The 25,449-nt window shown below is 63.4% G+C and carries 26 protein-coding genes, 4 tRNA genes and 1 riboswitch; of the genes, 8 read left to right on the forward strand and 22 right to left on the reverse strand.

The window, feature by feature from the left end:
• Window positions 1-100: 100 nt before the first annotated feature.
• Genes ACEWPM_RS01050 through dusB form a run of 3 tightly spaced genes read right to left on the reverse strand, consistent with a single transcriptional unit; the run spans window position 101 to window position 3,554 of the window.
• On the reverse strand, window positions 101-1,453 hold the full coding sequence (locus ACEWPM_RS01050) for a response regulator (protein ID WP_393960636.1): 1,353 nt from the start codon (window positions 1,451-1,453) through the stop codon (window positions 101-103).
• Window positions 1,453-2,556 carry a two-component system sensor histidine kinase NtrB gene (locus ACEWPM_RS01055; protein WP_393960637.1) on the reverse strand — a complete coding sequence of 368 codons (1,104 nt, stop codon included), beginning with the start codon at window positions 2,554-2,556 and terminating at the stop codon, window positions 1,453-1,455. Before ACEWPM_RS01055 ends, ACEWPM_RS01050 begins: the two co-directional genes overlap by 1 nt.
• Window positions 2,553-3,554 (reverse strand): tRNA dihydrouridine synthase DusB, encoded by a 1,002-nt coding sequence (dusB, locus tag ACEWPM_RS01060; protein ID WP_393960638.1) that lies wholly within the window; start codon window positions 3,552-3,554, stop codon window positions 2,553-2,555. The genes ACEWPM_RS01055 and dusB overlap by 4 nt, the downstream gene beginning before the upstream one ends.
• Window positions 3,555-3,651: 97 nt before the next feature.
• Between dusB and ACEWPM_RS01065 the strand changes: the two genes are divergently transcribed.
• The 3 genes from ACEWPM_RS01065 to ACEWPM_RS01075 are packed head-to-tail and all read left to right on the forward strand — an operon-like array spanning window position 3,652 to window position 5,746.
• On the forward strand, window positions 3,652-4,785 hold the full coding sequence (locus ACEWPM_RS01065; RefSeq protein WP_393960986.1) for a bifunctional 2-C-methyl-D-erythritol 4-phosphate cytidylyltransferase/2-C-methyl-D-erythritol 2,4-cyclodiphosphate synthase: 1,134 nt from the start codon (window positions 3,652-3,654) through the stop codon (window positions 4,783-4,785).
• Entirely contained in the window at window positions 4,782-5,276 is a 495-nt protein-coding gene (locus tag ACEWPM_RS01070) for a phosphatidylglycerophosphatase A family protein (protein ID WP_393960639.1), read from the forward strand. Before ACEWPM_RS01065 ends, ACEWPM_RS01070 begins: the two co-directional genes overlap by 4 nt.
• Entirely contained in the window at window positions 5,273-5,746 is a 474-nt protein-coding gene (locus ACEWPM_RS01075; protein ID WP_393960640.1) for a CinA family protein, read from the forward strand. Before ACEWPM_RS01070 ends, ACEWPM_RS01075 begins: the two co-directional genes overlap by 4 nt.
• On the opposite strand, the gene ACEWPM_RS01080 is transcribed toward ACEWPM_RS01075, so the two are convergent.
• The 8 genes from ACEWPM_RS01080 to ACEWPM_RS01115 all read right to left on the reverse strand — a co-directional run bounded on the left by ACEWPM_RS01080 (window position 5,737) and on the right by ACEWPM_RS01115 (window position 12,140).
• A complete protein-coding gene (locus tag ACEWPM_RS01080; protein WP_393960641.1) occupies window positions 5,737-6,183 on the reverse strand; it encodes a type II toxin-antitoxin system RatA family toxin in 447 nt (148 codons plus the stop codon). The genes ACEWPM_RS01075 and ACEWPM_RS01080 overlap by 10 nt on opposite strands.
• A 384-nt stretch (window positions 6,184-6,567) precedes the next feature.
• Window positions 6,568-6,644, reverse strand: a tRNA-Asp gene (locus ACEWPM_RS01085).
• Window positions 6,645-6,822: 178 nt separating this feature from the next.
• A tRNA-Asp gene (locus ACEWPM_RS01090) sits at window positions 6,823-6,899 on the reverse strand.
• 116 nt (window positions 6,900-7,015) lie between these two features.
• The gene (locus ACEWPM_RS01095; RefSeq protein WP_393960642.1) at window positions 7,016-7,678 is read right to left on the reverse strand and encodes an adenosylcobinamide amidohydrolase; all 663 of its coding nucleotides are present in this window, start codon (window positions 7,676-7,678) and stop codon (window positions 7,016-7,018) included.
• Entirely contained in the window at window positions 7,675-8,436 is a 762-nt protein-coding gene (locus ACEWPM_RS01100; protein ID WP_393960643.1) for an ABC transporter ATP-binding protein, read from the reverse strand. The genes ACEWPM_RS01095 and ACEWPM_RS01100 overlap by 4 nt, the downstream gene beginning before the upstream one ends.
• A complete protein-coding gene (locus tag ACEWPM_RS01105; RefSeq protein WP_393960644.1) occupies window positions 8,433-9,416 on the reverse strand; it encodes a FecCD family ABC transporter permease in 984 nt (327 codons plus the stop codon). The genes ACEWPM_RS01100 and ACEWPM_RS01105 overlap by 4 nt, the downstream gene beginning before the upstream one ends.
• A complete protein-coding gene (locus tag ACEWPM_RS01110) occupies window positions 9,413-10,225 on the reverse strand; it encodes an ABC transporter substrate-binding protein (RefSeq protein WP_393960645.1) in 813 nt (270 codons plus the stop codon). Before ACEWPM_RS01110 ends, ACEWPM_RS01105 begins: the two co-directional genes overlap by 4 nt.
• A 43-nt stretch (window positions 10,226-10,268) precedes the next feature.
• Window positions 10,269-12,140, reverse strand: coding sequence for a TonB-dependent receptor plug domain-containing protein (locus ACEWPM_RS01115; RefSeq protein WP_393960646.1), 1,872 nt, complete (start codon window positions 12,138-12,140; stop codon window positions 10,269-10,271).
• Window positions 12,141-12,276: 136 nt separating this feature from the next.
• Window positions 12,277-12,484, reverse strand: a riboswitch (cobalamin riboswitch).
• Window positions 12,485-12,810: 326 nt separating this feature from the next.
• On the opposite strand from ACEWPM_RS01115, the gene ACEWPM_RS01120 reads away from it, so the two are divergent.
• On the forward strand, window positions 12,811-13,221 hold the full coding sequence (locus ACEWPM_RS01120; protein WP_393960647.1) for a hypothetical protein: 411 nt from the start codon (window positions 12,811-12,813) through the stop codon (window positions 13,219-13,221).
• A 330-nt stretch (window positions 13,222-13,551) separates the two neighbouring features.
• Here the strand turns inward: ACEWPM_RS01120 and ACEWPM_RS01125 are convergent.
• Together ACEWPM_RS01125 and ACEWPM_RS01130 are read right to left on the reverse strand one after the other, a co-directional pair.
• Window positions 13,552-13,627: transfer RNA gene (locus ACEWPM_RS01125), tRNA-Val, on the reverse strand.
• Between the two features lie 107 nt (window positions 13,628-13,734).
• Window positions 13,735-14,313, reverse strand: coding sequence for a histidine phosphatase family protein (locus ACEWPM_RS01130; RefSeq protein WP_393960988.1), 579 nt, complete (start codon window positions 14,311-14,313; stop codon window positions 13,735-13,737).
• 160 nt (window positions 14,314-14,473) lie between these two features.
• On the opposite strand from ACEWPM_RS01130, the gene ACEWPM_RS01135 reads away from it, so the two are divergent.
• On the forward strand, window positions 14,474-14,863 hold the full coding sequence (locus tag ACEWPM_RS01135) for a ribbon-helix-helix domain-containing protein (RefSeq protein WP_393960648.1): 390 nt from the start codon (window positions 14,474-14,476) through the stop codon (window positions 14,861-14,863).
• A gap of 75 nt (window positions 14,864-14,938) precedes the next feature.
• Here the strand turns inward: ACEWPM_RS01135 and ACEWPM_RS01140 are convergent, their stop codons facing one another.
• The 6 genes from ACEWPM_RS01140 to ACEWPM_RS01165 form a co-directional block, all read right to left on the reverse strand.
• A complete protein-coding gene (locus tag ACEWPM_RS01140) occupies window positions 14,939-16,510 on the reverse strand; it encodes a GMC family oxidoreductase (protein WP_393960649.1) in 1,572 nt (523 codons plus the stop codon).
• A gap of 15 nt (window positions 16,511-16,525) precedes the next feature.
• A complete protein-coding gene (locus tag ACEWPM_RS01145) occupies window positions 16,526-17,044 on the reverse strand; it encodes a Twin-arginine translocation pathway signal (protein WP_393960650.1) in 519 nt (172 codons plus the stop codon).
• Window positions 17,045-17,068: 24 nt separating this feature from the next.
• Window positions 17,069-17,464 (reverse strand): VOC family protein, encoded by a 396-nt coding sequence (locus ACEWPM_RS01150; RefSeq protein WP_393960651.1) that lies wholly within the window; start codon window positions 17,462-17,464, stop codon window positions 17,069-17,071.
• Window positions 17,465-17,687: 223 nt separating this feature from the next.
• A tRNA-Val gene (locus ACEWPM_RS01155) sits at window positions 17,688-17,762 on the reverse strand.
• An 18-nt stretch (window positions 17,763-17,780) separates the two neighbouring features.
• On the reverse strand, window positions 17,781-18,377 hold the full coding sequence (locus ACEWPM_RS01160) for an HU family DNA-binding protein (protein ID WP_393960652.1): 597 nt from the start codon (window positions 18,375-18,377) through the stop codon (window positions 17,781-17,783).
• Window positions 18,378-18,471: 94 nt separating this feature from the next.
• A complete protein-coding gene (locus tag ACEWPM_RS01165) occupies window positions 18,472-20,019 on the reverse strand; it encodes a helicase HerA-like domain-containing protein (protein ID WP_393960653.1) in 1,548 nt (515 codons plus the stop codon).
• A gap of 467 nt (window positions 20,020-20,486) precedes the next feature.
• Here ACEWPM_RS01165 and ACEWPM_RS01170 point away from each other — a divergent pair, with 467 nt between their 5' ends.
• The 3 genes from ACEWPM_RS01170 to ACEWPM_RS01180 all read left to right on the forward strand — a co-directional run bounded on the left by ACEWPM_RS01170 (window position 20,487) and on the right by ACEWPM_RS01180 (window position 22,716).
• Window positions 20,487-21,197: an invasion associated locus B family protein gene (locus ACEWPM_RS01170; protein WP_393960654.1), complete on the forward strand. Its 711-nt coding sequence runs from the start codon at window positions 20,487-20,489 to the stop codon at window positions 21,195-21,197.
• Window positions 21,198-21,356: 159 nt separating this feature from the next.
• Entirely contained in the window at window positions 21,357-21,659 is a 303-nt protein-coding gene (locus ACEWPM_RS01175; protein WP_393960655.1) for a hypothetical protein, read from the forward strand.
• A gap of 250 nt (window positions 21,660-21,909) precedes the next feature.
• Window positions 21,910-22,716, forward strand: a complete 807-nt coding sequence (locus ACEWPM_RS01180; protein WP_393960656.1) for a hypothetical protein — start codon at window positions 21,910-21,912, stop codon at window positions 22,714-22,716.
• A gap of 129 nt (window positions 22,717-22,845) precedes the next feature.
• Here the strand turns inward: ACEWPM_RS01180 and ACEWPM_RS01185 are convergent, their stop codons facing one another.
• The 3 genes from ACEWPM_RS01185 to lpxD are packed head-to-tail and all read right to left on the reverse strand — an operon-like array spanning window position 22,846 to window position 25,433.
• On the reverse strand, window positions 22,846-24,057 hold the full coding sequence (locus ACEWPM_RS01185; RefSeq protein WP_393960657.1) for a beta-ketoacyl-[acyl-carrier-protein] synthase family protein: 1,212 nt from the start codon (window positions 24,055-24,057) through the stop codon (window positions 22,846-22,848).
• Entirely contained in the window at window positions 24,054-24,311 is a 258-nt protein-coding gene (locus tag ACEWPM_RS01190; protein ID WP_393960658.1) for an acyl carrier protein, read from the reverse strand. Before ACEWPM_RS01190 ends, ACEWPM_RS01185 begins: the two co-directional genes overlap by 4 nt.
• 30 nt (window positions 24,312-24,341) lie before the next feature.
• Window positions 24,342-25,433, reverse strand: a complete 1,092-nt coding sequence (gene lpxD, locus ACEWPM_RS01195; protein ID WP_393960659.1) for a UDP-3-O-(3-hydroxymyristoyl)glucosamine N-acyltransferase — start codon at window positions 25,431-25,433, stop codon at window positions 24,342-24,344.
• Between the last annotated feature and the right edge of the window lie 16 nt (window positions 25,434-25,449).

Consider the following 25,449-nt stretch of genomic DNA (forward strand, 5'->3'; position numbering starts at 1 on the left):
CTCGCACCCCCCAGCGCATCGTCGCACCCCACGGCGCGCCTACCACATATGGTGGCGCGCCCGGAATGATTTCCATTTGCGCCACAGTCATGTTGCGCTTTTACATCAACTTGCGCCGGCGTGTCACCTCAATATCAAGCTCGGTCATTTTTTTACGCAGGGTATTTCGGTTAATGCCCAGCAGATCGGCGCATTTGGCCTGATTTCCGCCAACCGCGTCCAGCGCGATCCGTAACAGGGGCGCCTCGATTTCGCGCAGAACGCGCGCATAGAGTCCTGCAGGAGGAAGCTCTTCTCCGTGCAGGTCGAAATAGCGCTGCACATGTGCGGCGACCGCCTCGGGCAGCGTCTCTGTCAGCGCAGCGGCGCTTGGCGCGGCGGGGGGTGAGGCGCGCGCGGCCAGCAGGGCATCCACCTCGGCGCGCGGAATGACCGGCGCGCGACCCGAAACCGCAAGCCGATGCGCGGCATGTTCCAGCTCGCGCAAGTTGCCGGGCCAATCATGGGCGCGCAGCGCCTCGAGCGCATCGGGCGCAAGGCGGCGTGTCTCGGCACCCTGCGTTTCGGCCAGATAGAGAAAATGCGTGGCCAACAGCGCGATATCGTCGCGGCGCGCGCGCAGCGGCGGAACGTCGATCTCGGCCCCGGCAAGCCGGTAATAGAGGTCCTCGCGCAGGGCCATGGTGCCCTGCGCCGTGCCGATCAGCCGAGGCTGGGCGCCGGCGGGAGCGCGCCCGGCCGCGTCAATCAGCAAAAGCGCCCGCAGCTGCGCAGCCTCGCCGAAATCATGCAGCCCATCCAGCACGATGGTCCCGCCCCCGGCACGCGCCAAAAGGCGCGCGGGCGCGGCATCGTCGCCTAGATCCGCCGGCCCTACGGTGACGAAAGGCTGCGCGCGCCGGTCCGAGACGTCATGGACCACCCGTGCGATCAGGGATTTTCCGGTACCCGATTCGCCTGAGATCCAGACCGGAAGATCAGTATTCATCACTCGCGCCAAAACGCGGAAAAGCGCCTGCATCGGCGCGCTCTGACCAACAATGGGCAGCTCTTCGGGCGGCCGATCGGGCGTGGGCGCAGGCCGGGTGCGGCGACTGTCCAGCGCGCGGGCGGTGCGCGTCATGAGGTCCGGCAGATCGAAGGGCTTGGGCAGATAATCCCAGGCCTCGGCCTCGGCGGCGCGGATGGCGGTCATCACGCTGTTCTGCGCCGAGATGATGATCACCGGCAGGCCCGGACGCTCGGCCGCGATCTTGGGCAGCATTTCAAGGCCGTTGCCGTCTGGCATGATCACGTCCGAGATCACCGCATCGCCCATGCCTTCGTCGATCCAGCGCATCAAGGTGGTCAGGCTGGAGGTTGCATGCACCTTGCAGCCCGCCCGCGTCAGGGCCTGCGACAGGACCGTGCGTATCGTGCGGTCATCATCCGCTATCAGGACCGTGCCATCCATCAGGAAGCCTCCGTGCTGCTGCGCGCCGCAAGCGGCAAGGACAAACGAAATACCGTGCGGCCGGGCCGCGATGTGGCGGCGATCCAGCCGCCATGGCCTTCGATGATCCGCGCGGCGAGGGCCAGGCCCAGACCGGTGCCGTTCTCGCGGCTCGATACAAAGGGCTCGAACAGGCTGGCTGTCAATTCGGCCGGCACGCCGGGGCCGTCATCGATGACCTCGATCTGCAGAGGCAACGGCTCGCCCGCGCCATCCTGCCCCCGGCGGCGCGCGCCCTGCTCGAAATAGCTGCGCAGGGTGATCGCGCCGCCCTGGCGCCCGGCGGCCTCTGCGGCGTTCTTGAGCAGGTTTTGCAGCACCTGCAGCAGCATGTCGGGATCGGCCCAGGCATCGGGCAACGAAGGATCATAGACCTCGTCGATGCGCATCTCCGAGGCAAAGCCCAGCAGCGCACTGCGCCGCGCGCGCCGCAGCACGTCATGCACATTGACCCGCCTCAACCGCGGCGGCGCGATATTGCCATAGCTTTCGACCTGCCCCAGCAGCGCGACGATCCGGCGGCTCTCGCTGACGATGAGATCGGTCAATTCGCGGTCCTCGGGGCCAAGGTTCATCGACAGAAGCTGCGCCGCGCCGGTGATACCCGCCAGCGGGTTCTTGATTTCATGGGCCAGCATCTCGGCCATGCCGATGACCGAGCGCGCCGCCGGGCGCGTGGCCGGGTCCAGCACCATGTGCCCCGACAGCTCGCGTGGGGTGATCAGGAGCAGCATCGTGCCCTCGCCCAAGGGCGTGCCATCGTCGGCTTGGCCCGCATAGGGCGCGATCTGCAGGCTGCACTGGATCGGGGCATGCGCGCCCGCCGCAATCGCCACGTCCGAGACGAAAAGCGGCGCGCCATCGTCCCGCGCGCGCGTCAGGGCCGCCTCGATCGGCGTGTCGAACTGCATCAGCGACCAGATCGGCTGCCCCTCGATGACCCGCGCCGATGCGTTCAGAAAGGCCTCGGCAGAGGGATTGGCGCGGAGCGCGCGGTCCTCATGGTCCAGTAGCAGCGCAGGCAGCGGAAGCGCCGCCCAAAGCGTATCGCCTGGCCCGCTCATGCCGCCGCCTGCAAGCGGCCCGAAACGGCTTGGGGCACAAGACGCAGCACCTCTGCCGGCCTGTCCGAGGTCAGAATCTGTCGGCGCAGCGCGGGATCCGCCGCCTCCATATACCAGCCCAGATGCTTGCGCGCGACGCGCCCGCCAAGCGCGGTGCCATAAAAATCCAGCATCGCCTCGTAATGCGCGCAGATCATGTCGGCCAGCGTGGCGCCCTGAGGTATGCGCGGCGCGGGCGCGCGCCCAAGGTGGTGCGCGATCTCGGCCAGCGCCCAGGGACGCCCCTGCGCGCCGCGCCCGATCATCACGCCATCCGCCCCCGAGGCGTTCAGCGCCTGCCGCGCCGAGGCCGCATCATTGATATCGCCATTGGCAATGACCGGAATGCTCACCGCCTCGCGCACCGCGCGGATCGCGTCCCAATCGGCGCGACCCTTGTAGAACTGACAGCGCGTGCGGCCATGCACCGTCACCATCGCGGCGCCCGCATCTTCTGCCATTCGCGCCAGAAGCGGCGCATTGCGCTGATCATCATCCCAGCCAAGCCGCATTTTCAGTGTCACGGGCACCCGGACGGCACCGGCCACCGCCTCGATCAGGCTGCGCGCATGGTCCGGGTCGCGCATCAGCGCCGATCCGGCAGCGCCGGACCCTTGCGCACGGGTCACTTTCTTGGCGGGGCAGCCCATGTTGATATCGATGATGCGCGCGCCGCCCGCCTCGGCCATTCTCGCGGCCTCGGCCATCCAGACCGCCTCGCAACCGGCCAGCTGAACCGCAGTTGCCACATCGCCCAAGCCCAGCTCGGCCTTGTCGCGGGCGGAGGGCTTGGATTGCACCATTTCCTGACTTGCAATCATCTCGCTGACCACCAGCCCTGCGCCGAACTCCGCGACCAGAGTGCGAAACGGCAGGTCCGTGATCCCCGCCAGCGGCGCCAGCAGAACCGGCGAGGCCAGCTCGATATCGCCAAGGGTCAGAGTGTGGTCCAGCGGCATGTGCAAGGGTCCCGGTGTTGCGCGTTTATGTTTATCCGGCGCGGGGGACCTGTGCAATGAATTGCGCGCCGCACTGCAGCACGATACGCTGCTTTTCATGACATGTGCTGTTTTAATAGTCGCTGCCGGGCGCGGAACCCGCGCGGGAGGCGATCTGCCCAAGCAATGGCAGCCGCTGGCCGGTGCGCGCGTGATCGACTGGACCTTGCGCGCGTTCCAGGCGGTGGCGGAGATGGATGAGATCATGATCGCCCTCCATCCCGATGATATCGCATCCTATTCCGCGCCTGCAGGCGTGCGCGTCACGCCGGGCGGCAGCACCCGGGCCGCATCGGTGCGCGCGGGGCTCGAGGAGCTCAGCGGCACGAAATGCACTCATGTCCTGATCCATGACGTGGCACGGCCCTGCGCGTCGCCTGCCCTGATCCGGCGGGTTCTGGCCGCTCTTGAGGGCGGCGCCGTCGCCGCGGCGCCCGCTCTGCCGGTGACCGACGCGCTCTGGACGGGTGCGGAGGGACACGTGACCGGCACGCGGGACCGCGCGGGCCTTTTTCGCGCACAGACGCCGCAGGGGTTTGACTATGGCGCCATCCTCGCGGCCCATCGCCGCCATGAGGGCGCGGCGGCCGATGACGTGGCCGTGGCGCGGGCCGCCGGACTTGACGTTGTGATCGTGCCGGGCGATGAGGAAAACCTCAAGATCACCTACCCTTCTGATTTTGCGCGGGCTGAGGCCCTTTTGAGAGGCAGAATGGATATTCGTATCGGCAACGGCTATGATGTGCACCGCTTTGGCCCCGGCGATCACGTGATGCTCTGCGGCGTTTCGGTGCCACATGAACGCGGCCTGCAAGGCCATTCGGATGCGGATGTCGGCCTGCACGCGATTTGCGACGCGATCTACGGCGCGCTGGCCGAGGGCGATATCGGCCGCCATTTCCCGCCCAGCGAAGCGCAGTGGAAAGGCGCCGAGAGCCATATCTTCCTGCGCCATGCCGTCGCCCTCGCCGCAGAGAAAGGCTATGATATCAGCAATATGGACGTCACTCTTGTCTGCGAGCAGCCCAAGATCGGACCCCATGCCGCAAGTATGCAGGCCGCGCTGAGCACGCTCACCGGCCTTGCGCCGGACCGGATCTCGGTCAAGGCGACGACCTCCGAGCGCCTCGGCTTTACCGGCCGCGAGGAAGGGATCGCCGCCCTGGCCAGCGTCCTTCTGGTGGCGCCGTGAACGTGGCGCGCCTTGTTGCGACGGTGGGCGGCGTCGGCCATCTGCGCCCTGCCCCCGGCACCTGGGGATCGCTCGCCGCACTGCCCATGGCGGCGATCCTGCACCTGATCGGCGGGCCGTGGCTGTTGGTGATCGCGCTGATCGCGGCATTCTTCGAAGGACTGTGGGCCACGACACAGGTGACCCGTTGGGAAGATGATCACGATCCGTCGCATGTCGTCATCGACGAGGTGGTCGGCCAGTGGGTCGCGCTGCTGCCGATCTCGTTTGGGGCGTGGCATGTGGGCGCGTCGATCTTCGCGCTCTGGCCGGGCTGGATTGCCGCCTTTGCGCTCTTTCGCCTCTTCGACATCCTCAAGCCCGGCCCCGTCGGCTGGGCGGATCGCCGGCATACCCCGCTGGGGGTCATGCTGGACGATGTGATCGCGGGCATTCTGGCGGCGGTCTGCGTCATCGTGCTGGCGGCAGTGGCGCATGGGGTGATGGCGTGACGCCTGCGGATCTGCTGGCCAAGGCGCGCCTGCAAGGCGTTATGATAGCCGCCGCCGAAAGCTGCACGGGCGGCATGGTCATGGCAGCGCTGACGGATGTGCCTGGCAGCTCGGATGTGGTTGAACGTGGCTTCGTAACCTATTCGAATGACGCGAAAATCGAGATGCTGGACGTCTCGCCCCAAGCACTCGCCGCGCATGGGGCCGTCAGCGCCGAGGTCGCCGCCGAGATGGCAGCGGGCGCGCTGACCGCGTCCCGCGCGCAACTGGCCGTGTCGATCACCGGCATCGCCGGCCCCGGCGGATCGGATCACAAGCCCGAGGGGCGCGTCTGGTTCGGGATCGCCCGCGAGGGCGGCGATGTGACCACCGACCTGCAGGAATTCGGCGCGCTCGGCCGGGCCGCCGTGCGCCGCGCCGCGCGCGACCATGCGCTGACGCTGATGGCCCAGGCGCTGGATCAGCCGTAAAGCTCGCGCGCGCGCCGCTCGAACGCGCGCACGATGCGCTGCATCGCCTCGTAGAAGAAGAGTCCCGCCGCAGATTGCAAGATGCGGTTGCGAAACTCGAAATCGACGTGGAAATCGACCGTGCAGCCGTCTTCGGCATCAGTGAATTTCCAGTTGGAAATCATATGCTTGAACGGCCCGTCAAGGTATTTCGTGTCGATCTTTTTCGCCTCGGGATAAAGCACGACACGACTTGCGAATTTCTCGCGGAAAACCTTGAAGCTGATAACCAGATCGGCCTCCATCACCTCGGATCCGTCTGGCTGCTCGGTCTGGCTGCGCACGCGGGCGGCAGCAGTCCATGGCAGGAATTCGGGGTAATTTCCGACATCGGCCACCAGATCATACATCTGCTGGGCGGTATAGGGGAGGTGTCGGGTTTCGGAATGGGTGGGCAAGGCCGCCTCCGGGGTTTTCGCGTGACAGTGGGCCTCTATGTCATAGACTGAGGCGCAAATGACAAGGGCCGGTGACCGCGCCATGGCGGGGTTGGCGGGTATAAGCGGCCTAAAAAGCGGCCGCGCTGGCACCGCACAAGAAGGCAGCAACGCAAGCCGATGAACAGCAGATGGCTTTTACGGATGAGGCGGTGGGCGCAAAACCCACCCAGCCCCGGGCGCGTGAAATTCGTCTTGGCGATCATCGCGGTGTGCATCGCTCTTTATGCGGTCGAGCAGATCTATGGCTGGCCCGAGGCGCTGACGCCGGAAAAGACGATGCAGCGCGGCTTTCGGCCGTGAGCACTCCTTGGATGGGGAGCAGCACATACTAAGAGGGGAAAGTGGCGCGGTTGACGGGGCTCGAACCCGCGACCCCCGGCGTGACAGGCCGGTACTCTAACCAACTGAGCTACAACCGCGCGTGAGGCTTGGAGTAATTCAGCCAGCCCGACCCGTCAATGCTGAAAAGACGCCTTTTTAGCGCAAGGCGCGGTTTTTCTACGCCGCCCAGAACCCGATGGCGCAAGGCCCGGAACTCGCACCGCGGAAGGCTGATCGCGACCGCATAACTCTTTGGGTTTTCGGAAAATGCAGCGGTGGCGCGGTTGACGGGGCTCGAACCCGCGACCCCCGGCGTGACAGGCCGGTACTCTAACCAACTGAGCTACAACCGCCCACTGCAAGCGCGCACCGGGCTGCTGCCCCGTTTGCGATGGGACGTCTTTAGTCGGCGCGATGGGACGCGTCAAGCGGCAGTTTCAGCTAATTTCGCTTTGCCGCATATCTGCCGTCATGGGCGGCGGCGCACGGTGTCCATCCATTCCACCGCGCCCCGGTGGACCGCGTCGAAAACCGCCCTGCCCGCCGCGACGCCGATATCGGTATGCATCCCCGCATAGGCGATGTTTCCCTGCGCAGCGGCCACCGCGATGCAGTCCGTACCGGTGCCCGTGGCAATGCCGGTCGGCAGGTCCAGACCCACCTCCATGATGGCGGCCGTGCGGGCCGACGACGCGATGCTGAGCGCTTCGACCAGCGCCGCATCGGTCAGGCCAACGCCCTGCCCCACGTCTAGCTGCAGCGCGATGTTGATGGTGCCCCAATCGTGGCCCCTGCGGTCGACGCGCTGCCCGATCCGCTCGGCATTTGACAGGCCCACTGTTGCGACAGCGGTGGCCTTAGCGCCGTCCATCCCGGCCGTGACAGCGTGATAGCAGGTGATATCGCGCGAGGTCAGGAATGTGACAGCGTCCAGAGCGCCGCGCGATGCCAGCGCGCTCTGCAGCCAATCCTCGACATCCAGATCGGCAGGCAGATCGGCGTTGCGCACCTCGCGCCAGAGGATGCGCCGCGCCAAGACGAAACCGGGACGGTTGACCGCCCAGCTCAGCACGCGCCTCTCGCCCCCGAGGTCAAGCTCGAGCCACGGCGCGTCCAGCGTCGGCGCGCTCATCGCGTCACGCGCAAAGGCTGAAAGAGCGGACCGTCGTCACACCACTGAAACGCCGCCTCGATGCCAAAGACACTGTCCAGCCGCTCGGACGTCAGCACGGCTTCGGGCGCGCCATCGGCGACCAGACCCTCACCCGGCGCCAACAGGATCAGACGGGTGCAGTGGCGCACGGCAAGGCCCAGATCATGCAGCGACACAAGGCAGGATTTGCCCTGCGCGGCCAGCGCGGCAAAGGTCTCCATCGTCGATATCTGGTGCGCGGGATCAAGGCCTGCCGTTGGCTCATCCGCCATAAGAAGGGGCGTGTCCTGCGCCAGCGCGCGGGCGATCAGAACGCGCGCAGTCTCGCCGCCGGAAAGGCGGGTGGCGGCGCGGTGGCGCAATGGCTCCAGCCCCATACGGGCGATGGCCGCCTCCATTGCGGCGATATCGGCGGGCGCGGCGCGCTGTCCGGCCCCCAGATGGGGCACCCGGCCCAGCATCACGAGCGTCTCGACCGTGACGGGCCAGGCGATCTCGCGCGCTTGCGGCATCCAGGCGGCGGCTTTGGCACGTGCCCGCGGCGCCATCGCGGCAAGGCTACTATGACCGGTGCTGGGGATGAGGCCAAGTGCCGCGCGCATCAGCGTGGTCTTGCCCGCGCCATTGGGCCCGATCAGGCCGACGAACTCACCCGGCGCGATGTCGAGGCTCACATCCTTCAGAATGCTGCGCCCCCGCAGGGTGACGCCAAGGCGGTCAAGCGTCAAAAGGCTCATATCCCGTCCTTTCGCGTCTTGAAGATGAGGTGGAGAAACACCGGCGCGCCGACGATGGCGGTCAAAACGCCCAACTTCAGATCCTGCGACGGCAGGATCAACCGGACGGCGATATCAGCGGCGAGCAGCATGATCGCCCCGCCAAGCGCCGAGGCCCATAACAGGCGCGAGGGCCGCGCCCCGACCAGCGGGCGCAGGATATGCGGCACCACCAACCCGACAAAGCCGATCGCCCCCGCAACGGCGGTCCCGGCCCCCACAACGCAGGCCGTGCCGATGACCAACACCAAGCGCATCCGGCCAAGGCTGATGCCCATCGCACCCGCCGCATCCTCGCCCAGCGTCAGCGCGTCCAGCCCCCGGCTCAGCGTGCCCAGAAGGATCCAGCCCACGGCCATCAGCGGCAGCGCCAGCCAGACGTGGGCCATGGAGCGGTCCGAGAGCGAGCCCATCATCCAGAAGACGATTTCATTGGCGGCAAAGGGGTTTGGCGAGAGGTTCAGCACCAGCGATGTCAGCGCCCCGGCAAGGGCCGAGATGGCAATCCCCGCTAGGATGAGCGTCAGCGCCCCGCCGCGTGGCCCCGCCAGCGTCATCACCAGAACCACGCCGCCAAGCGCGCCCGCCAGCGCCGCCAGCGGCAGGCCCAGCGTATAAGCGGCGGCCAGGCCCGTCTGGATCGCCAGCACAGCGCCCAGAGCCGCCGAGCTGGAGACGCCGATCAGCCCCGGCTCGGCCAGCGGATTACGCAGATAGCCCTGCATCGCCGCCCCGCTAAGGCCGAGGCTGCCCCCGATCATCACCGCCAATATCGCGCGTGGCAGGCGGATCTGGCGCATGACGGTCGCGATCGGGCCTTCCCCGCCCTGCCAAAGGGCGGCGAGGCTGTCGGCGATGCCCAGCTCGGCCGGCCCCACCAGAAGCGAGACGGCGAAAAGCGCGGCAAGCGCAAGCGCAAGCGGGATCATCACACGGCTCATCCACCGGCCTCGAAGGCGCGGCGTGCCCGGGCCATGTCGCTGATGGCGCGCAGCACGTAGGGCGTGCCGCAGACCCAATCCTGATCCGTCAGCGCACCCCGGCCCGCCTGCCCGCGCAGATCGCCGACCACGGGATGGTCCATGACCTCCTCGGCGCGGCTGCCGCCGGGATAGCGCCGGGCGGTGATGACCAGATCGGGATCGATCAGCGCCAGCACCTCCAGCGGCAGCTTGCCCCAATCATAGCCTGCCTCGGCGGGGGCGTTGCGCAGGCCGGCTGCCGTCAGGATATCGGTCGCCAGAGACTTCGCGCCCGAGGTATAACCATTGGCATAGTAGAGTGCCGCGCGTGGCATCTCGCCCTTGTCCGGCGCGGCACTCCGCAGCGCCGCCAAATCGGCGTCAAAGCGGGCGACCATTTCCTGCGCGGCGGCCTCACGGCCCAGTACCTCACCCATCTCAAGGATACGGTCGCGCACATCCTCCAGCGAGTGAACGATATCGAACTGCGCGACCTCGATACCGAGGCGCCGCAGCATCGCGACGGTATCGCGCGATGTATAGGTGCCCGCGACGACCAGATCGGGCTGCATCACATGCACCTCTTCGGCGCGACCCGCATTGATCGCATAGCGCTCGGCCTCTTCGGCCATGGGCGAGACGCGCGGGTCCAGCGCGATCCGGCTGACCGAGATCAGCTGATTCTTCCCCCCCAGCAGCATGGCCAGCTGGTCGGTGCAGAGGTTGATCGAGACGACGCGTTGCGGCGGCTCCCCAGCTTGCGCGGCGGACGCCGCGCAAAGGGTCACCGCACCCGCCAGACAGGCGGACGCGGCAAGGTGTCTTATGCGCTCAAAAACTGGCACGAAGCCCGACATAGGCCGCACGGCCCGGCTGATTGAACCCGCCCGCTGTCTCGTAATCTTCATCGAAGATGTTTTCCAGACGCAGGTACAGCTCGGCCTTGTCGGTGACGCCGTAGGATACCCCGGCGCCGACCAGTGTATAGTCGCCGACTTTGTGATCAACGGGTGCAAACGAGCTGGGCACTACGTCAGCGACATGGCGCACGTCCACATATCCCGAGAACCTGTCGGTAAAGTCGTTTGAAACGCCCAGCGTGACATCATGCTTGGGCGTGCGCGCCAGCCGGACACCGTCGGTTTCGGCGTCGGTGTAGGTGTAAGCGCCATAAACGCTTAGCCCTGATGTCAGCGCGTATTCGCCCGACAGTTCGATCCCCTTTGACGTCGTGGTTCCGGGTATCTGAAGGTAGCATCCATTGCCGCCGTTGTTGCAGCCGTTGTCGGCAAAATCGTAATCAATCAGATCTTCGACATCCGTGTAGAACAGCGTTGCCTTGATATATCCCGCCGTGCCGAATGTCTTTTCGACGCCCACCTCATAGCTGCTGCTGTTTTCAGGTTGCAGCGTCGGAAGACCATACAGGCTGAAACGTTCGTATAGGGACGGAGCGCGATACCCGGTGCCAACAACCGCCCTGAAGGCCAGATCCTGAACCGGGCGCCAGACAGCGGCAATACGCCCCGTCGTCTCGCCGCCGAATGACGAATTGTCATCATAGCGCAGCGCCGCCGACAGATCGACATTTTCGGACGGGCTGAACAGGACCTCGGCATTAAGGCCCGTGTTATCCTCGGATCCGCTGGCCGGAGGACCGGCGAATATAGAAGGCCCGGGAACGGTGCTGAACGTCTCTTCGGTGTATTCTGCACCGAAATTCAATATTGTACGCGTGTTCAGCTCGGCGCTGCCCAGATAGGAGACGCTTTTACGATCACCGTTGAAGCCAGTGGTGAACTGGCTTTGTGGATCGTCGCGGTCAATATCGAAGTAAGTATAGCTCAGCGTATTGGTGACGGCGCCGGCCCGCAGCGTGCTGTAGACACGCGCGCCGCGTTCCGTCAGGAAAAACTTGTCGCCCACACTCCCAGCGACGTCGATATCCAGCTCATTGTCGCGGTAATGGAGGGCCGCCCCGAACGTGAGCGCATCGGTGACGTCGTATTCTGCCGTTACATCAACTGTCGATTGATCGAAGCCGTCCTTGTCGGTGTTGAAGCTGCGTTGCGAGAATCCCTCCGCCTCGATCCGTCCATATGACAGCGCGACAAAGCCTTTCTCGGATTTATATCCTGCGCTGAGATTGGCGCCATAAGTCTCATAGGTGCCACCCTCAATCGCGGCCGTGCCGGAAAATCCCAGCTTCTCGGGGCGAAATGTCGTGATATTGACCACACCGGCAATTGCCTCTGATCCGTAGAGCGCTGATTGCGAGCCTTTGAGCACCTCCATCCGCTGGATGCCCGAGCTTGTCAGCCCTCCGAAATTAAAAGCATTTTGCGTACCTGACATATCAGACACGTCGATTCCGTTGATACGCACGCCAACATAGCGTGCTGGCAAGCCACGGATCTGGATGCCGCGAGATGCCCCGATCCCGCCATTTGAAGTCGAATTGACGCCAGGCAGCCGGTCCAGTCGATCCGCCACTGAGGCGCCAGTGCGGCCCACCTCATCGCCCTCCAGAACCTCGACGGTGGCGCCGGTGCGGCCCAGCTCGACAGGGGTCAGACTGGACGATAGCACGATGGTACCCAGATCATAGGTCTGTTGCGCGGCGGCGGGGCTGGCGATCAGCGTGCCGGTGCAGACCAGACCGGTCGCGGTAAGAAAGGTGGAAGTGGAAAAAGAGCGTTTCATATGCGTCTCCGGGTCGCCTGTATTCAGGCGATGCAGGTCTTGGATATGCATGCGGATTGACGTCTTTGCCCCTCCGCAGGCGGCGAAATGCCACCACACCGGAAGAATCCGTTGTCGCCGACGCGCCCCGCGTCCGGACAGGGTGAACACTCCGGCAGGTCTCCTGACTTGCGGGTCGACGCTGGGCCGGGTCTTCCCACCGCAAGGCGCGGCAGTGACGTTGTTCCGGCTTCGCTCACCGCCTACAGTTGCGGGGGCAGTCGCGGATTTGGCGCAAGGCACCTGACCGCGTTCCCTATTATCCGGGGGGTGTTACATCCCGGACCGAAGTAACATCTGCCTAGCGCAGAGGCCCCCTTTCGAAAAGGGGAAAAGCTAAAAAAGACAAAAATTGGATGGGGCGACGCGCGGTACTGCGGTGATCCAAGGATCAACCGCGCTACGCAACACATTGAAATTTAGCGGGATAACGGTGGGTCATGAGGAACCAGAATCCGAAAATATTGGCATACAAACGGATACTTACAAGACACTTTGCAACCAAGTTGGCAAAAATACGATGGACATATGACGTCAGGTAAAGTCGACTGGAATCGGAATGACTTGGCTCGCGCTCTCGGGCAACCTTTAGCGCAGTCATCTCAATCTACGCCCTTAAGGAAGTAAAATAATGAAGCGAATCCTTGTCACCGCGGCCTGCCTCTTTGTCCCCAGTTTTGGGTTCGCTCAAATCGCGTGCACCCCAAGCGACATGTTCACAGTGGACAAAAATGGAAAGCCTTACACACCCTTGGTTGCATCAATGTTTGTCGATCAGACGTTCGAAGTGGATGAGGTAACCGGGGAGCACAATCTTCTCGGGATTGGCAACTCCCAAAGTTTCGATACAACCCGCATTCTTTCATCAGGGGCAGGTGCATCAGGAACGACAATTCTTTCAACTGGAAATCCGGGGAAGGATTCTTCTGGCGCTGAGATCGAAGAGGTTCAGTTCTTTTCGATAGCTCCCGCAGGTGACGGCCCTCGTCCGTTCGTCTTCACAGAAGGATCCTCTTTTGTGATGACAGGCACTTGCCAGTAGAACCCAGCTTTCCCCGAAAAGCACTTAAGATGAAAAACCCGCCGGAGTGGTCCGGCTGGTTTCGTGGTCTTGGTGTGATGGATAACTCCCCGGTAGCAGCTTGAGCGCTTGACGTTAGTCGCCGCCGAGAAGTTCGCGCAGTTCTGTCTTCCGGAGGATGGGGCGCAAGTCTTTTGGCACCACAAGGCGCGCGTGACAGCGCCCTTTGCGGCTGGTCATGTGGCGGACTATACTAGCTATTTCGATGCGTGTTTGTTATCAAATTTGTAACGGTAGAATGGGCATAGTGCCCTGTATGCAGGGCCTTTCTTCGATTTCAATGAGATAGAATGGTGGGTGGTGAGGGGCTCGAACCCCCGACATTTTCGGTGTAAACGAAACGCTCTACCAACTGAGCTAACCACCCGCGCAGCCCGATTAGCGTCATCTGGCCGCTCGCGCAAGTCCCCCGCCGCAGCAATCTGGTCCGAGCCTCTCATCTCGGGGCCGGAGCGTTGCAATGACGATGAAAGATCAGGCCTTTGACGGGAGGATGCGTCGCTCGGTCCCCTGCGACAGATAATAGACGCAGCCCTGCGCATTGTCCTGCGCGCCCATCGCCTCGGCGGGCAGCCCGGTGGCAAGGCCGCGCATCACCTGCCCCCAGAGGCCGTGCGCCACGACGATGCTTGGGCCGCGTAGATCCTCGGCAAAACTGCGCACGCGGTCAATCAGCGCCTCCAGCCCCTCGCCGCCCGGGGCCTTGGCATAGGTGGCCAGGTCATTGGCGCCCTGCGGCAGGTCCGCCTTGTTCTCCCCCTCCCAGGCGCCGGTGTCGATCTCGGCAAGACGCGGGTCGATGACGGGCGTGTGTGCGGGCATGGCCAGCGCGGCGGTTTCACGCGCGCGGCCCAGCGGCGAGACATAGATGTCACCTGCGCCTTTGGCGACGCGCGCCGCGATATCGGTGATCAGCCCGGCCTGCTGCAGCGCCTGCGCGCGCCCCAGCTCCGTCAGCGGGGAATCCAGCCGCCCCTGGATACGGCCGGCGAGGTTCCACTCGGTCTGGCCGTGGCGTAGAAACCATATCTCGGGCCATGTCACTTGAGGCATATCCACGACCCTCCCGAAATCATCCGCTTGCAGGGATCTCTTAATCCACCCCCGCAGGCCGCGCCAATCCCTTAGGCGGCACCGGGCTGCAAAATCTTTCACTTGGCCGGACGCCCCGCCCCGGCTAGCATCCATCGAACCCTTTCAAGGAGGTAATGCCATGTGCCGTCTGTTCATCGGGGCCGATCCGACACTCTGGGAGAGCGTGACACGCTCGTTCCGCATGGATGGCATGGTCACCAGTGTCCGGCTGGAGCAGATGTTCTGGTCAGTGCTGGAGGATATCGCGCAGCGGCAGGATCTGAACGTGCCGCAACTGCTGCACCAGCTTTACAACGAATCCATCGATGAGGGACATGATCTTGGGAATTTCACGTCGTTCCTGCGCGTCTGCTGTATGCGGTTCATCGATTTGCAGCTGAACGGTCTGATCGCCAGCGACAGCGCCGTCGATTTCGAGGCGCTGCCCGTCGAAGAGATCCTGACCGAAGAGCGCAAGCGCAACGCTGCCGCCGGCCAGCGTCGCGCGACCAATTCGAAACAGCACTGACGCCCGCACCCGGAGCAGCGCACAAGCGAAAGCCCGGCATGATATCCTCGTGCCGGGCTTCTGCAATTTCAGAGGCTAGAGGTTGCCCTTGCCCATTTCATCCGCGATGCGGTCGGCCTGCCGGATCGCCAGCGCCACGATGGTCAACGTCGGGTTCTCCGCCGCGCCGGTCGTGAACTGCGAGCCATCCGAGACGAAGAGGTTGGCAATGTCATGCGTCTGACCCCAGCGGTTGACCACCCCGTCCTCTGCCCTTTCCGACATTCGGTTGGTGCCGAGGTTATGCGTCGACGGATATGGCGGGGTCGGCAGCGTGCGCGTAGCCCCCATCGCGTCATAGATCGCTTGGCCGCGCTCATAAGCGTGGTTGCGCATCGCCACATCGTTGGCATGGTCCGAGTAATGCACGTTGGGCACCGGCAGGCCGAATTGGTCGGTCACGTCGGTATTCAGTGTCACGCGGTTGCTCTCTTGCGGCATGTCCTCGCCCACGATCCACATACCTGCCATGTTCTCATACTGGTCGAGGGCGCTGGTAAACTCGCGGCCCCATGCGCCGGGATCGAGGAATGCAGCCATGAAGGGGATGCCGAGGCTAAGTGTTTCCAGCTCGTAACCGCCGACGAATCCGCGGCTGGGATCGTGGCGTGCCTCATCCTGGACGATGCCCGCCATGGTCGTGCCGCGCCACATCTTTACCGGCTTGTCGAAGATGCCATAGACCGACCCGGTGAGGTGACGCATGTAGTTGCGGCCCACCTGCCCCGAGCTGTTCGCGAGGCCATCAGGGAACATCGAGCTAGCCGAGTTGAGCAAGAGGCGCGGGCTCTCGATCGAGTTGCCAGCAACGCAGACGACGCGCGCCTTCTGCATCTGCTCATTGCCATCCGCATCGACATAGACGACGCCGGTGACCTTGCCGCTGTCATCATGCTCGATCCGTAGCACATGGGCCTTTTCGCGGACCTCCAGATTGCCGGTCGCCTCACCTGCGGGGATGTCGGTATAGGCCGAGGACCACTTGGCTCCCCATTTGCAGCCCTGAAAGCAGAAACCCGTCTGCTGGCAGGCCAGGCGATCCTCGGTCGGAGCCGAGTTGATGGCCATGCGGCCGGTACTGACCTCCTTGTAGCCCAGCTTTTGCGCACCCGCCTCGAACACCTTGTAGTTGTTGTTGCCCGGCAGGCCCGCATTGCCGTTTGTTCGGGTCACGTTCAGCTTCTTTTCGGCCTTGTCGTAATAGGGCGCCATCTCGGCCCCATCTATCGGCCAGTCGAGCAGGTTCGCGCCCTCGACAGCGCCGTAATGCGTCTTGGCTTTCCACTCATGCTCCTGAAAGCGCAAGGATGCGCCCGCCCAATGAGTCGTCGTGCCGCCGACAGCCTTGACGATCCATGCGGGCAGGCCCGAAAAATCGTTGGCCACGCGCCAGTCGCCCGAGGTGGTGCGCCCGTCCAGCCAGGCCAGCTGGCCAAAACTGTCCCACTCGTCGTTGATGTAATCCTCGGGCAGATACCGCCCGCCCGCCTCTAGGGCGACAACGCTGACGCCCTTCTGGGCCAGCTCGTTTGCCAGAACCCCGCCGCCGGCGCCGGTTCCGATGATAACGACAACACTGTCGTCGGTGAGGTCAAAAGGTGCCGTCATGGTGCCAATCCTCCCTTAAATCCAGTTGATGTCGTTGAAACCGCGATCGATATAGCCGCCTTGGCTATAACTCTCGCCCTCATAGCCGAAGATCGGCCAGACCGCCTTTTGGTTGTAGAGCCCGGTCACAAGGCCGCCGCGCACCTTTTGGAAAAACGCGGTATCCTCCATGCTGGTCAGAATCGCCACGCGATCCTTTTCCCATCCGGTCCCAAGGTAGCTGTCAAAGCCTGCGGCGCGGGCCGCCTCATCCAGCGCGGCAATCCCGGCCTCTGTCTCGTCCACGGCCTCGGGCACGTCGTATCCCTTGACCGCAATCACGTAGAACTCATCGGCCAGCTGATCGTGCGGGTAGATATCCCGCGCCATCTGCACCAGCGTCGCCATCGTCTCGGGCTTGAGCGCGTCCATCGTCGAGGCCCAGGCGCCGTTGCTGCCCGCGATGAAGCCCGGCCCGACGACAAGCGCCGTCCCTGCCAAGGCCCCACGCGACAAGAGCTGTCGCCGGGTCATTTTTTTCAATTCCAGTGTCATGTCGTTCCTCCCTAGAACTTTGCCTTACTGATATCTTCCGTGTTTCTGCATCACCTCGATCTCGTAGCCGTCCGGATCCTTGACGAAGAAAAACCGCGCCAGAAGCGCCCCGTCGCGCTCGAAATCGACCAATTTACGCGGCGCCCAGCCCGCCGCAATGAACCGGGCATGCTCGGCATCCAGATCGTCGACGCAAAAGGCCAGGTGGCCATAGCCGTCGCCCAGATCGTAGGGCTCCGTGCGGTCCTTGTTGATCGTCAGCTCCAGCTCGAACGCTGTCTCGTCATTCGAGAGGTAAACCAGCGTGAAGCTGTCGAAATCCAATCGCTGCGCAACGCTCAGCCCGAATGCCTTTTGATAGAACTCGACCGAGCGCTCCTCCTCCAGAACGCGAATCATCGAATGTAGTGCCTTGGCCATGATACTTCCCAAACAGTCGTGAACAGAATAATCGACGGTAAGCCGAAAGATCGGGCAAGAGGTAGTAGGTGGATACTACGCCGGCCCGGCACTGCATTTGACTGTTCTAAAAACGCGCGTATCGGCGGACCCACCAAACGAAAACGGCGCCCGTTCAAGGCGCCGTTTTACCTGAAATCAGAACCGCTCCGGTCAGAGCACATCCTGGATTTTCACTGACAAATGGTGGGTGATAAGAGATTTGAACTCCTGACATCTTCGATGTGAACGAAGCGCTCTACCACTGAGCTAATCACCCGTGGGCCGTTTTCTAGCGTCAGTCGTCGCTCTCTGCAACCGCTTCTTTCAGAGGATGGCGCAGGGGCGCGCCCGCGCCCGTGGGGGCGGCGCCGGGCAAGTGTCTGGGGATGCTGCCTGGGGTGCTTTTGGACAGTGGGCGCGGGCCTGTCCCATCAGTCTCGCCCGAGGATTTTTTCTGGCGGATATTGGCAATCACGATGCGGGCCTTGTCGGTCTCCTTCATGCGTTTGCGCTTGATCTTGCCCAAGGGCTGCAGATTCAGATCGCGGCCCTCGGCCAGCGCCTCGCCCAGCACATCCAGCATGGCCTCGATCACCGGCTTGGCATGTTTCTTGGCCACTTCCGAGCGCGCGACGACCTGCGCCATCAATTCCTGCTTCTTGAGCGGAGCGGCATCGTCATCCAGCGTGGCGTCGTTGGTCTTGGCGGTCGCAGGTTTTGCCGGTGTTCTGGCGGGACCGGGTTTGCCGGGCAGCGGGGGCGCCGGGACCATCGTGCTCGTCCCGGCCTGTTCGCGCAGCGGCGCAGGTGTCTTGGGCGGCACGGCACTGGCCCTTCGAGGCTTTTGCGCCTTGGATTTCGTCTTGCTGCCTGTCGATTTGCGGCTTGCCATGAGGCTGCCCCCTTATGGGTTGTTATTGTTTCCTGCTCGGCGACAGAATAACGCCAATCAAGTCTTTATGCCAGTGTTTCATGCAAGATGGGCCTCAGCGGCCCTTGAAAAGCCCGCCCAGAATACCCCGCACGATGCGGCGGCCCGTGGTGCCTTTCAACTCTTTCAGAACCGCACCGGTGATCGCCTCGCCAAAGCTGCCAGCGGTACTGTCCGCGCGCCGCTGCGCGGTCGAGCGCTCCACCCGTTTTCCGGAATAGCGACGGCCCGCGTTGAATTCGCGCTCGGCCACCGACTGCTCTTCGGCGGCCTCTTCGGCGCGTGCCGCCTCGGCGGCCGCCTGATCGGCGCGCGATTTGAGGATCTCGTAAGCGGATTTGCGGTCGATGCTGGCCTCATATTTGCCCGCGACGGGAGAGGCTTTCAGCGCAGCCGCGCGGGCGCTTTCGTCAATCGGCCCCAGCCGCGAGGACGGGGGGCGGATCAGCGTACGCTCGACGATGCCGGGCACGCCCTTCTTCTGCAGCATCGAGGTCACCGCCTCGCCCACGCCCACGTCGCGGATGGCATCGACCGTCGAGAACCGCTCGTTCGGGCGGTACGTCTCGGCGGCGCGGCTCAGCGCCTTGCGGTCACGCGCGGTGAAAGCCCGCAGCGCGTGCTGGAACCGGTTGCCCAGCTGACCCAGGATATCCTCGGGCACGTCATCAGGATTTTGCGTGATGAAATAGACGCCGACGCCCTTGGAGCGGATGAGGCGCGCCACCTGCTCGACCTTGTCAACCAGCGCCTTGGGCGCGTCATCAAAGAGCAGATGCGCCTCGTCAAAGAAGAAAACCAGCTTGGGCTTGTCCGGATCGCCCACCTCGGGCAGCGTTTCAAAGAGCTCGGAAAGCAACCAGAGCAGGAAGGTGGCATAAAGGCGCGGGGCGCCCATCAACTTGTCGGCGGCAAGGATGTTGATCTGCCCACGCCCATCAGCGCCGACATGCATGAGGTCGGCCAACTCCAACGCAGGCTCACCAAAGAGCTGCGCGCCGCCCTGGTTCTCCAGCACCATGAGCTGGCGCTGGATCGCGCCCACGGACTGCGTCGAGACATTGCCATAGCGCAGCGACAGCGCCTCGCGGTTCTCGCCGACCCAGACCAGCAGCGCCTGCAGATCCTTGAGATCGAGCAGCGGCATCCCCTCTTCGTCCGCGACGCGGAAGGCGATGTTCATGATGCCCTCCTGCGCCTCGCTCAACTCCATCAGGCGGCTCAGCAGAAGCGGGCCCATCTCGGCCAGTGTGGTGCGCACGGGATGACCCTGCCGGCCAAAAAGGTCCCAGAAGGTGACCGGAAAGGCGGAATAGGCGTAATCCGTCAGGCCAATCGTCTGGGCCCGGCTGGTAAAGGCCTCATGCAGTTTGAAATCGGCGCTTCCGGCCTGGGCAAGGCCCGAGAGGTCGCCCTTGACGTCCGAGAGGAAGACCGGAACGCCCGCGGCGGAAAATCCTTCGGCCAGGATCTGGAGTGTGACGGTCTTGCCGGTGCCCGTCGCGCCTGCGATCAGACCATGACGGTTGGCGTATTTCAGGCCCAGCATCTGCGCCTCGCCATAGTCCGGCCCGCCGCCACCGATAAAGATTCCGTCACTCATATTTCCGTCCTTCATAGACCGCCGCGTTGCAGCGTGCCGCGAGACCATACAATCTTAACCTTTCGGTGCCAGTATCATTTTCATTCCGGCGCACATGTCCTCTGGGTGCCGGAGTGGTTTCCTCCCTGTCAGACTGGCCGCGCCCCCGGGTGCGGCCCTTTTTTTCAACGCCCTACGGCATGCTCTGAACGCGTGACGAAGGCTCATTTTGACTGTTGACGGCGATTCTCTTGTATCGTAGCGTCACGCTCAATGATTAAGTCGGCCAAGTTCGGCGGGGAGAATTCGGGGAAAGGGGCCATGCGGCCCCTTTTTCTACGGCCACAACAAGGCCCGAAGGGACGCCTCGCCACATGACCCGCGCGGAAATCCGCCCCGTCGTCCTCTTTGGCCGACATTTTGCCCCTGACAGCGCGCCCACGTCATGTTAGATGCGCCGAGAAACTTCAATGAATGAAGGGGACATCATGCCCAAGTCGATTTCCATCCTGTCTTTCGCAGCGGCCCTCGGCCTTGCCGGTGCAGCGTTTGCGCAAGACACCACCACCGAAGAGCCTGCAGCCGAAAGCGCGGCAGAGACCTCCACCGACGCGGCGGCGGATACAGCCACCGAGACCGGCACAGCAGCCGACGCGCCTGCAGAGGCCGATGCTGCGGCATCGGAAGAAGGCGCTGAAAACGGCACCGACAATGCCTTTTCGACCGGCACGCAGGTCGCGGACGAGCAGCCCGCCGTCTATGTCAAAGAGAAGTTTGGCGACTGGAGCCTGCGCTGCTTCCGCAACGATGAGGGCGAAGATCCTTGCCAGCTCTACCAGTTGCTGCGCGAAGCGGGGGGCAACCCCGTTGCAGAATTCAGCGTCTTTCGCATTGAGGGCCAGGCCCCAGCCGTTGCCGGCGCAACCGCGATCGTCCCGCTGGTCACGCTGCTGACCGAAGAGCTGAAATTGTCGGTCGATGGCGGCACCGCCAAGAGCTATCCCTACCGCGTTTGCACCGAGGCAGGCTGCGTTGCGCAGATGGGCCTGACGCAAGAGGATGTCGACACGTTCAAGCGCGGCGCGACCGCGCAGATCACGCTGGTCCCCGCGCAGGCGCCCGACCAGAAAGTGCGCATCGATGTGTCTCTCGCAGGCTTCACCGCGGGCTACGAGGCTGTCGGTGAGTTCACCGAGTAAGCGTTGACGATATATGGTATTTTGAGGGGCGTGCCGGAAGGCGCGCCCCTTTGCTATTGAGCGCTGCGGCCCAGCGGCCCGGGTCCGCCGATGCCATTTCTTCCGCTTGAATACGCGCGGCGAAAGTCTATCATAAATGATAGCAAAAGGGAGGACGTCATGCCCACTATCGTCCGTTTCTACATTACCCACTGCGTGATCGGCTTCATCATCGCTGGCGCGTTCACGGCAACGCTGCTGTGGCTGAACGTCGCGAACCTGTGGCATCTGGTCAGCACATCCGACATCGGCCTCATGGCCGTCCTCGTTTTCTGGGTCCTCAACGGGATCGTCTATGCCGGTGTCCAATGCGGCGTCGCGATCATGCTGATGACCGAGAAGGAGGACAAGGATGAGGGTCCCCGCACCGGCCACGCCATGCTTGCCCGCGCTCCTGCCAAGGCGCAGGCCAAGGGTCTCTGATCCTTTTTTTCTTGAAGTGAACGCAGTCTTGGCGGTTTGCGTTTTGACCTTTGAACTTGTCCCTGACATTTCCAACACAGGACCAGGAACCGGTGGCTCAGATGCCCGCTTTGAGCCCGTAGTGTTGAATGCTGCAGTGGGGGCGAATGGCAGCTACCTGCTATGACTACTCTTGTCTAAGGTCGCGTATCGTCAATAAAGGGCGCTCAAGTGTCAAATTATAGCCCTTTTTGCCCAGTACTATTTTCAGATGACGGAAAAAACCCGCCCCGCTATTGAACGATTGTTGAGAGGTATTTCGACAGATCATGTTGAAACCGTTCGCGATGCATGGCGCGAGCTGTTGCAAGGCGGCGCAGAGGCAACCCTCCAGGTTCAAGAGAAACTGGCGTCATCTGCATGGTCAGAGAACCCGCGCGGACCTTTGGCCAAATATTTCGGGGTGTTGCTATCCATCCTCGATGAGTTGGACGCGTCTGCTTTTGAACAGGAAATCCGCAGGCTGCGAAACAGCAACCTACACTCCATGCACGAAAGAACATTGGATCTTCTTTCGCGCCGCGTTCATGAATACCCGGCAACCTATGTTGGCGACCAAATCCCGGTATTTGTTGCCCCCGGCATAGCTGACCGCTCTGTGGTGATCGGAAATATCGAACGCTGGAGTAAGACGAAGAGGCTTTCGCTCGATAACGTGGCCCGCATCAATGTTATCGCCCGCCGCCCGGACCTCGATTATCTGGGAAGATACAATTTGTTCTTCTCCTGCATCATCCTGACATGGCCCGCCAGCACCCCGAAAGGTATCAAGCTTTGGTGGTGTCGTCTGAATGCGGAATTCACGTTCTACCATGAAGTCGGGCATCACGTATCCGGTCACATCGAGGGTGGACGGGTGGCTGACCAGGAAAAGGAAGCCGATAAATACGCCAGTTCGATGATGCGGAATTCGAGGCCGGTCCTTACGTTGATTGGCAGGATGGTTTTCAAGCCGCTCGCGCCGCTGCTCAAGCGCATAATCGCATCGTCAGGTCCCGCCAAAGTTGATGTTAGCTAGCCAATCGCGCCGATAGCTGCCATTAGCGCATCCGCACCGAAATCACCCTTCGTCCCGCCCAGCGGATATCGATACCTGCCACGCATCGTCGATCACAGTCGAGCCCACCAGGCAGACCAACCAACGCCTCTACCCGGCGCGCCTCAGCGCCAAAACCGCATTCAACCCGCCAAATGCGAAGGCATTGTTCAGTGCCACTTCGACCTTAGCCTCGCGGGCCTCGTTGGGGACGACATCGAGGGCGCATTCCGGGTCCGGCTCGTCGTAGTTGATTGTGGGTGCGATTACGCCGTCGCGCAGGGCCATGATGCAGGCAAGCAGTTCGACCGCGCCGGTGCCGCCGATCAGATGGCCGTGCATGGACTTGGTCGACGAGATCATCAGCTTGTCCGCGTGCCGGCCAAAGACGTCGGCCACGGCAGCGCATTCGGTCTTGTCATTGGCCGCCGTCCCGGTGCCATGCGCGTTGATATAGCCGACCTCCTCGGGATCAACGCGCGCATCGCGCATGGCGCCCGATATGGTACGGGCCGCGCCCTCCTTGGAGGGCATGACGATGTCCGAGGCGTCCGAGGACATGGCGTAGCCCACCACTTCGGCCAGTATATCGGCACCGCGGGCGCGGGCGTGCTCGAACTCCTCGAAGACGAAGATCCCTGCCCCCTCGCCCTGCACCATGCCGTTGCGATTGGCTGAAAAGGGTCGGCATCCGTCGCGCGACATGACGCGCAGCCCCTCCCACGCCTTGACCCCGCCAAAGCACAGCATCGATTCCGAGCCGCCGGTCAGCATCACGGGGCACAGCCCGCCATGCACCATCTGAAACGCCTGCGCCATCGCGTGATTGGAGGACGCGCAGGCGGTCGAGACGGTAAAGCTGGGCCCGCGCAGCCCCCAGGCCATCGAGACATGGCTGGCCGCCGCGTTGTTCATCAGCTTGGGCACGACGAAGGGATGCACGCGGTTCTTGCCGTCCTCGTAGACCGAGCGGTAATTCTCGTCGAGGGTGGTCATGCCGCCCCCCGAATTGCCCAGAACGACGCCCGAACGCAGCGACAACTCTTCGGAGAAATCGAGGCCCGATTGCTGGACCGCCTCGCGCGCGGCGATCAGGGTGAACTGGGTAAAGCGGTCATAGAGGGCCAGTTGCTGGCGGGTAAAATCCACCTCGGGGTCATAACCCTTGACCTGCCCGCCGATGCGGATGGCCAGACGCTCGACATCGCGGAACTCCAGCTCGCTGATGCCGCAGCGGCCCTCACGCATTGCCTCCAGCGTTTCGGGGACATCCTTCCCCAGCGCGTTGATCGTACCCGCGCCGGTGATGACGACCCGCTTCACGATTGCTCTGCGACGAGCCGCTGAACCCCCGCCGCGATGGCGCCGACCGTCGAGATATCGAAATCCCCGGCCGTCGGCTCGTTCGCATTGAAAGGTACGTTGATGTCGAACTCTTCCTCGATGGCAAAAATGCTCTCGACAAGGCCCAGACTGTCGACGCCCAGATCCTCGAGCGTGCTATCCAGCGTGACGTCGGACGGCTCCAGCATGGCCTGCTCGGCGATGATGGCGATCACGCGGTCCGGTATGCTCATGCCATGTCTCCTTGGACGAGTGGCTCCGATTTAGTCACTCTCTTGGGCCTTGGAAACCGATTTCTTCAGCTGGGCGACATCGGCCACCAGTCGGCCCAGACGCCGCAAATGTTTGTACATATCAATATGCGCATCCATCTTCATCGCGGGGTAGCCCAGGATGACACGCCCCGCCGGCACATTCGAAAGGATCTTGGTGCCGCCGCCCGCGATCACGTTATCACCGACAAAGAGGTTATCACCAACGCCAACCTGCCCGGCCAGCACCACGTTGTTGCCGATCCGGGACGAGCCTGCGATGCCGACCAGCCCGCATAGTAGCGTATCGGTGCCGACCACCACGTTATGGGCCACCATGACCAACGTATCGATCTTTGTGCGATCACCGATCACCGTGTCGCGGATGGTGCCGCGGTCGATGGCGGCATTTGCGCCCACCTCGACATCGTCGCCCAGCCGGACCGAGCCAAGGCTGTGAATTCGTACATAGCTCTGCGCCGCCGCGCCGCCCTGATCGCCCAGCGTCTCGCGCACAGACTCGACGCCGGATTTCTCGGGCGTGACAAAGCTGAACCCGTCGCCGCCGATCACTGCGCCGGGATTGATGATGACGCGCGTCCCGATCCGAACGCGGGCAGCGACGCGCACGCCCTCGCGGATCAGGCCATCCTCCCCGATGACAGCATCCGCGCCGATCGTGACCTGCGGCCCGATCCGGGTGCCTGCGCCGATGCGCGCACCACGTCCGATGACCGTGAGCGGTCCGACATGCACGCCGTCGCCCAACTCGGCACTGCAATCAATGATCGCCGAGGGGTGGATGCCCTCGCCCCAGCCCTCGCCGAGGTCCATCATCGCGGTCAGACCCGACATCGCAAAGCGCGGGCGCGGCGCGATGATGGCTGCCTCCAGCCCCAGCGCCTGCCAATCCGCGCCGTCCCAGATCAGCGCGGCGCGGGCGCGGCCCTCGGGCAGGCCTTCGGCATAGGCGGGCTTGGTCGCGAGCGCCAGATCGTCTGGTCCGGCATCCGCAGGCTCGGCCAGAGCGCCAACGCGAATGGATCCGTCGCCAAAGGCGATGGCCCCCAGCGATTTGGCGATTTCATCAATGGTGTAGGACATGGCGCACCCCTAGGCT

It is taken from the genome of Roseovarius maritimus (genome assembly GCF_043355895.2).
Lineage (GTDB): Bacteria > Pseudomonadota > Alphaproteobacteria > Rhodobacterales > Rhodobacteraceae > Roseovarius > Roseovarius maritimus.

Bases quoted from the DNA above. Each gene is read 5' to 3' on its own strand.
- ACEWPM_RS01145 (WP_393960650.1), bottom strand. From the start codon at position 17,044: ATGACACTGGAATTGAAAAAAATGACCCGGCGACAGCTCTTGTCGCGT.
- ACEWPM_RS01105 (WP_393960644.1), bottom strand. From the start codon at position 9,416: ATGAGCCGTGTGATGATCCCGCTTGCGCTTGCGCTTGCCGCGCTTTTC.
- ACEWPM_RS01170 (WP_393960654.1), top strand. From the start codon at position 20,487: ATGCCCAAGTCGATTTCCATCCTGTCTTTCGCAGCGGCCCTCGGCCTT.
- ACEWPM_RS01100 (WP_393960643.1), bottom strand. From the start codon at position 8,436: ATGAGCCTTTTGACGCTTGACCGCCTTGGCGTCACCCTGCGGGGGCGC.
- ACEWPM_RS01065 (WP_393960986.1), top strand. From the start codon at position 3,652: ATGACATGTGCTGTTTTAATAGTCGCTGCCGGGCGCGGAACCCGCGCG.
- ACEWPM_RS01050 (WP_393960636.1), bottom strand. From the start codon at position 1,453: ATGGATGGCACGGTCCTGATAGCGGATGATGACCGCACGATACGCACG.
- ACEWPM_RS01180 (WP_393960656.1), top strand. From the start codon at position 21,910: ATGACGGAAAAAACCCGCCCCGCTATTGAACGATTGTTGAGAGGTATT.
- ACEWPM_RS01140 (WP_393960649.1), bottom strand. From the start codon at position 16,510: ATGACGGCACCTTTTGACCTCACCGACGACAGTGTTGTCGTTATCATC.
- ACEWPM_RS01150 (WP_393960651.1), bottom strand. From the start codon at position 17,464: ATGGCCAAGGCACTACATTCGATGATTCGCGTTCTGGAGGAGGAGCGC.
- ACEWPM_RS01165 (WP_393960653.1), bottom strand. From the start codon at position 20,019: ATGAGTGACGGAATCTTTATCGGTGGCGGCGGGCCGGACTATGGCGAG.
- lpxD (WP_393960659.1), bottom strand. From the start codon at position 25,433: ATGTCCTACACCATTGATGAAATCGCCAAATCGCTGGGGGCCATCGCC.
- dusB (WP_393960638.1), bottom strand. From the start codon at position 3,554: ATGCCGCTGGACCACACTCTGACCCTTGGCGATATCGAGCTGGCCTCG.
- ACEWPM_RS01115 (WP_393960646.1), bottom strand. From the start codon at position 12,140: ATGAAACGCTCTTTTTCCACTTCCACCTTTCTTACCGCGACCGGTCTG.
- ACEWPM_RS01190 (WP_393960658.1), bottom strand. From the start codon at position 24,311: ATGAGCATACCGGACCGCGTGATCGCCATCATCGCCGAGCAGGCCATG.
- ACEWPM_RS01160 (WP_393960652.1), bottom strand. From the start codon at position 18,377: ATGGCAAGCCGCAAATCGACAGGCAGCAAGACGAAATCCAAGGCGCAA.
- ACEWPM_RS01135 (WP_393960648.1), top strand. From the start codon at position 14,474: ATGTGCCGTCTGTTCATCGGGGCCGATCCGACACTCTGGGAGAGCGTG.
- ACEWPM_RS01120 (WP_393960647.1), top strand. From the start codon at position 12,811: ATGAAGCGAATCCTTGTCACCGCGGCCTGCCTCTTTGTCCCCAGTTTT.
- ACEWPM_RS01095 (WP_393960642.1), bottom strand. From the start codon at position 7,678: ATGAGCGCGCCGACGCTGGACGCGCCGTGGCTCGAGCTTGACCTCGGG.
- ACEWPM_RS01055 (WP_393960637.1), bottom strand. From the start codon at position 2,556: ATGAGCGGGCCAGGCGATACGCTTTGGGCGGCGCTTCCGCTGCCTGCG.
- ACEWPM_RS01175 (WP_393960655.1), top strand. From the start codon at position 21,357: ATGCCCACTATCGTCCGTTTCTACATTACCCACTGCGTGATCGGCTTC.
- ACEWPM_RS01130 (WP_393960988.1), bottom strand. From the start codon at position 14,313: ATGCCTCAAGTGACATGGCCCGAGATATGGTTTCTACGCCACGGCCAG.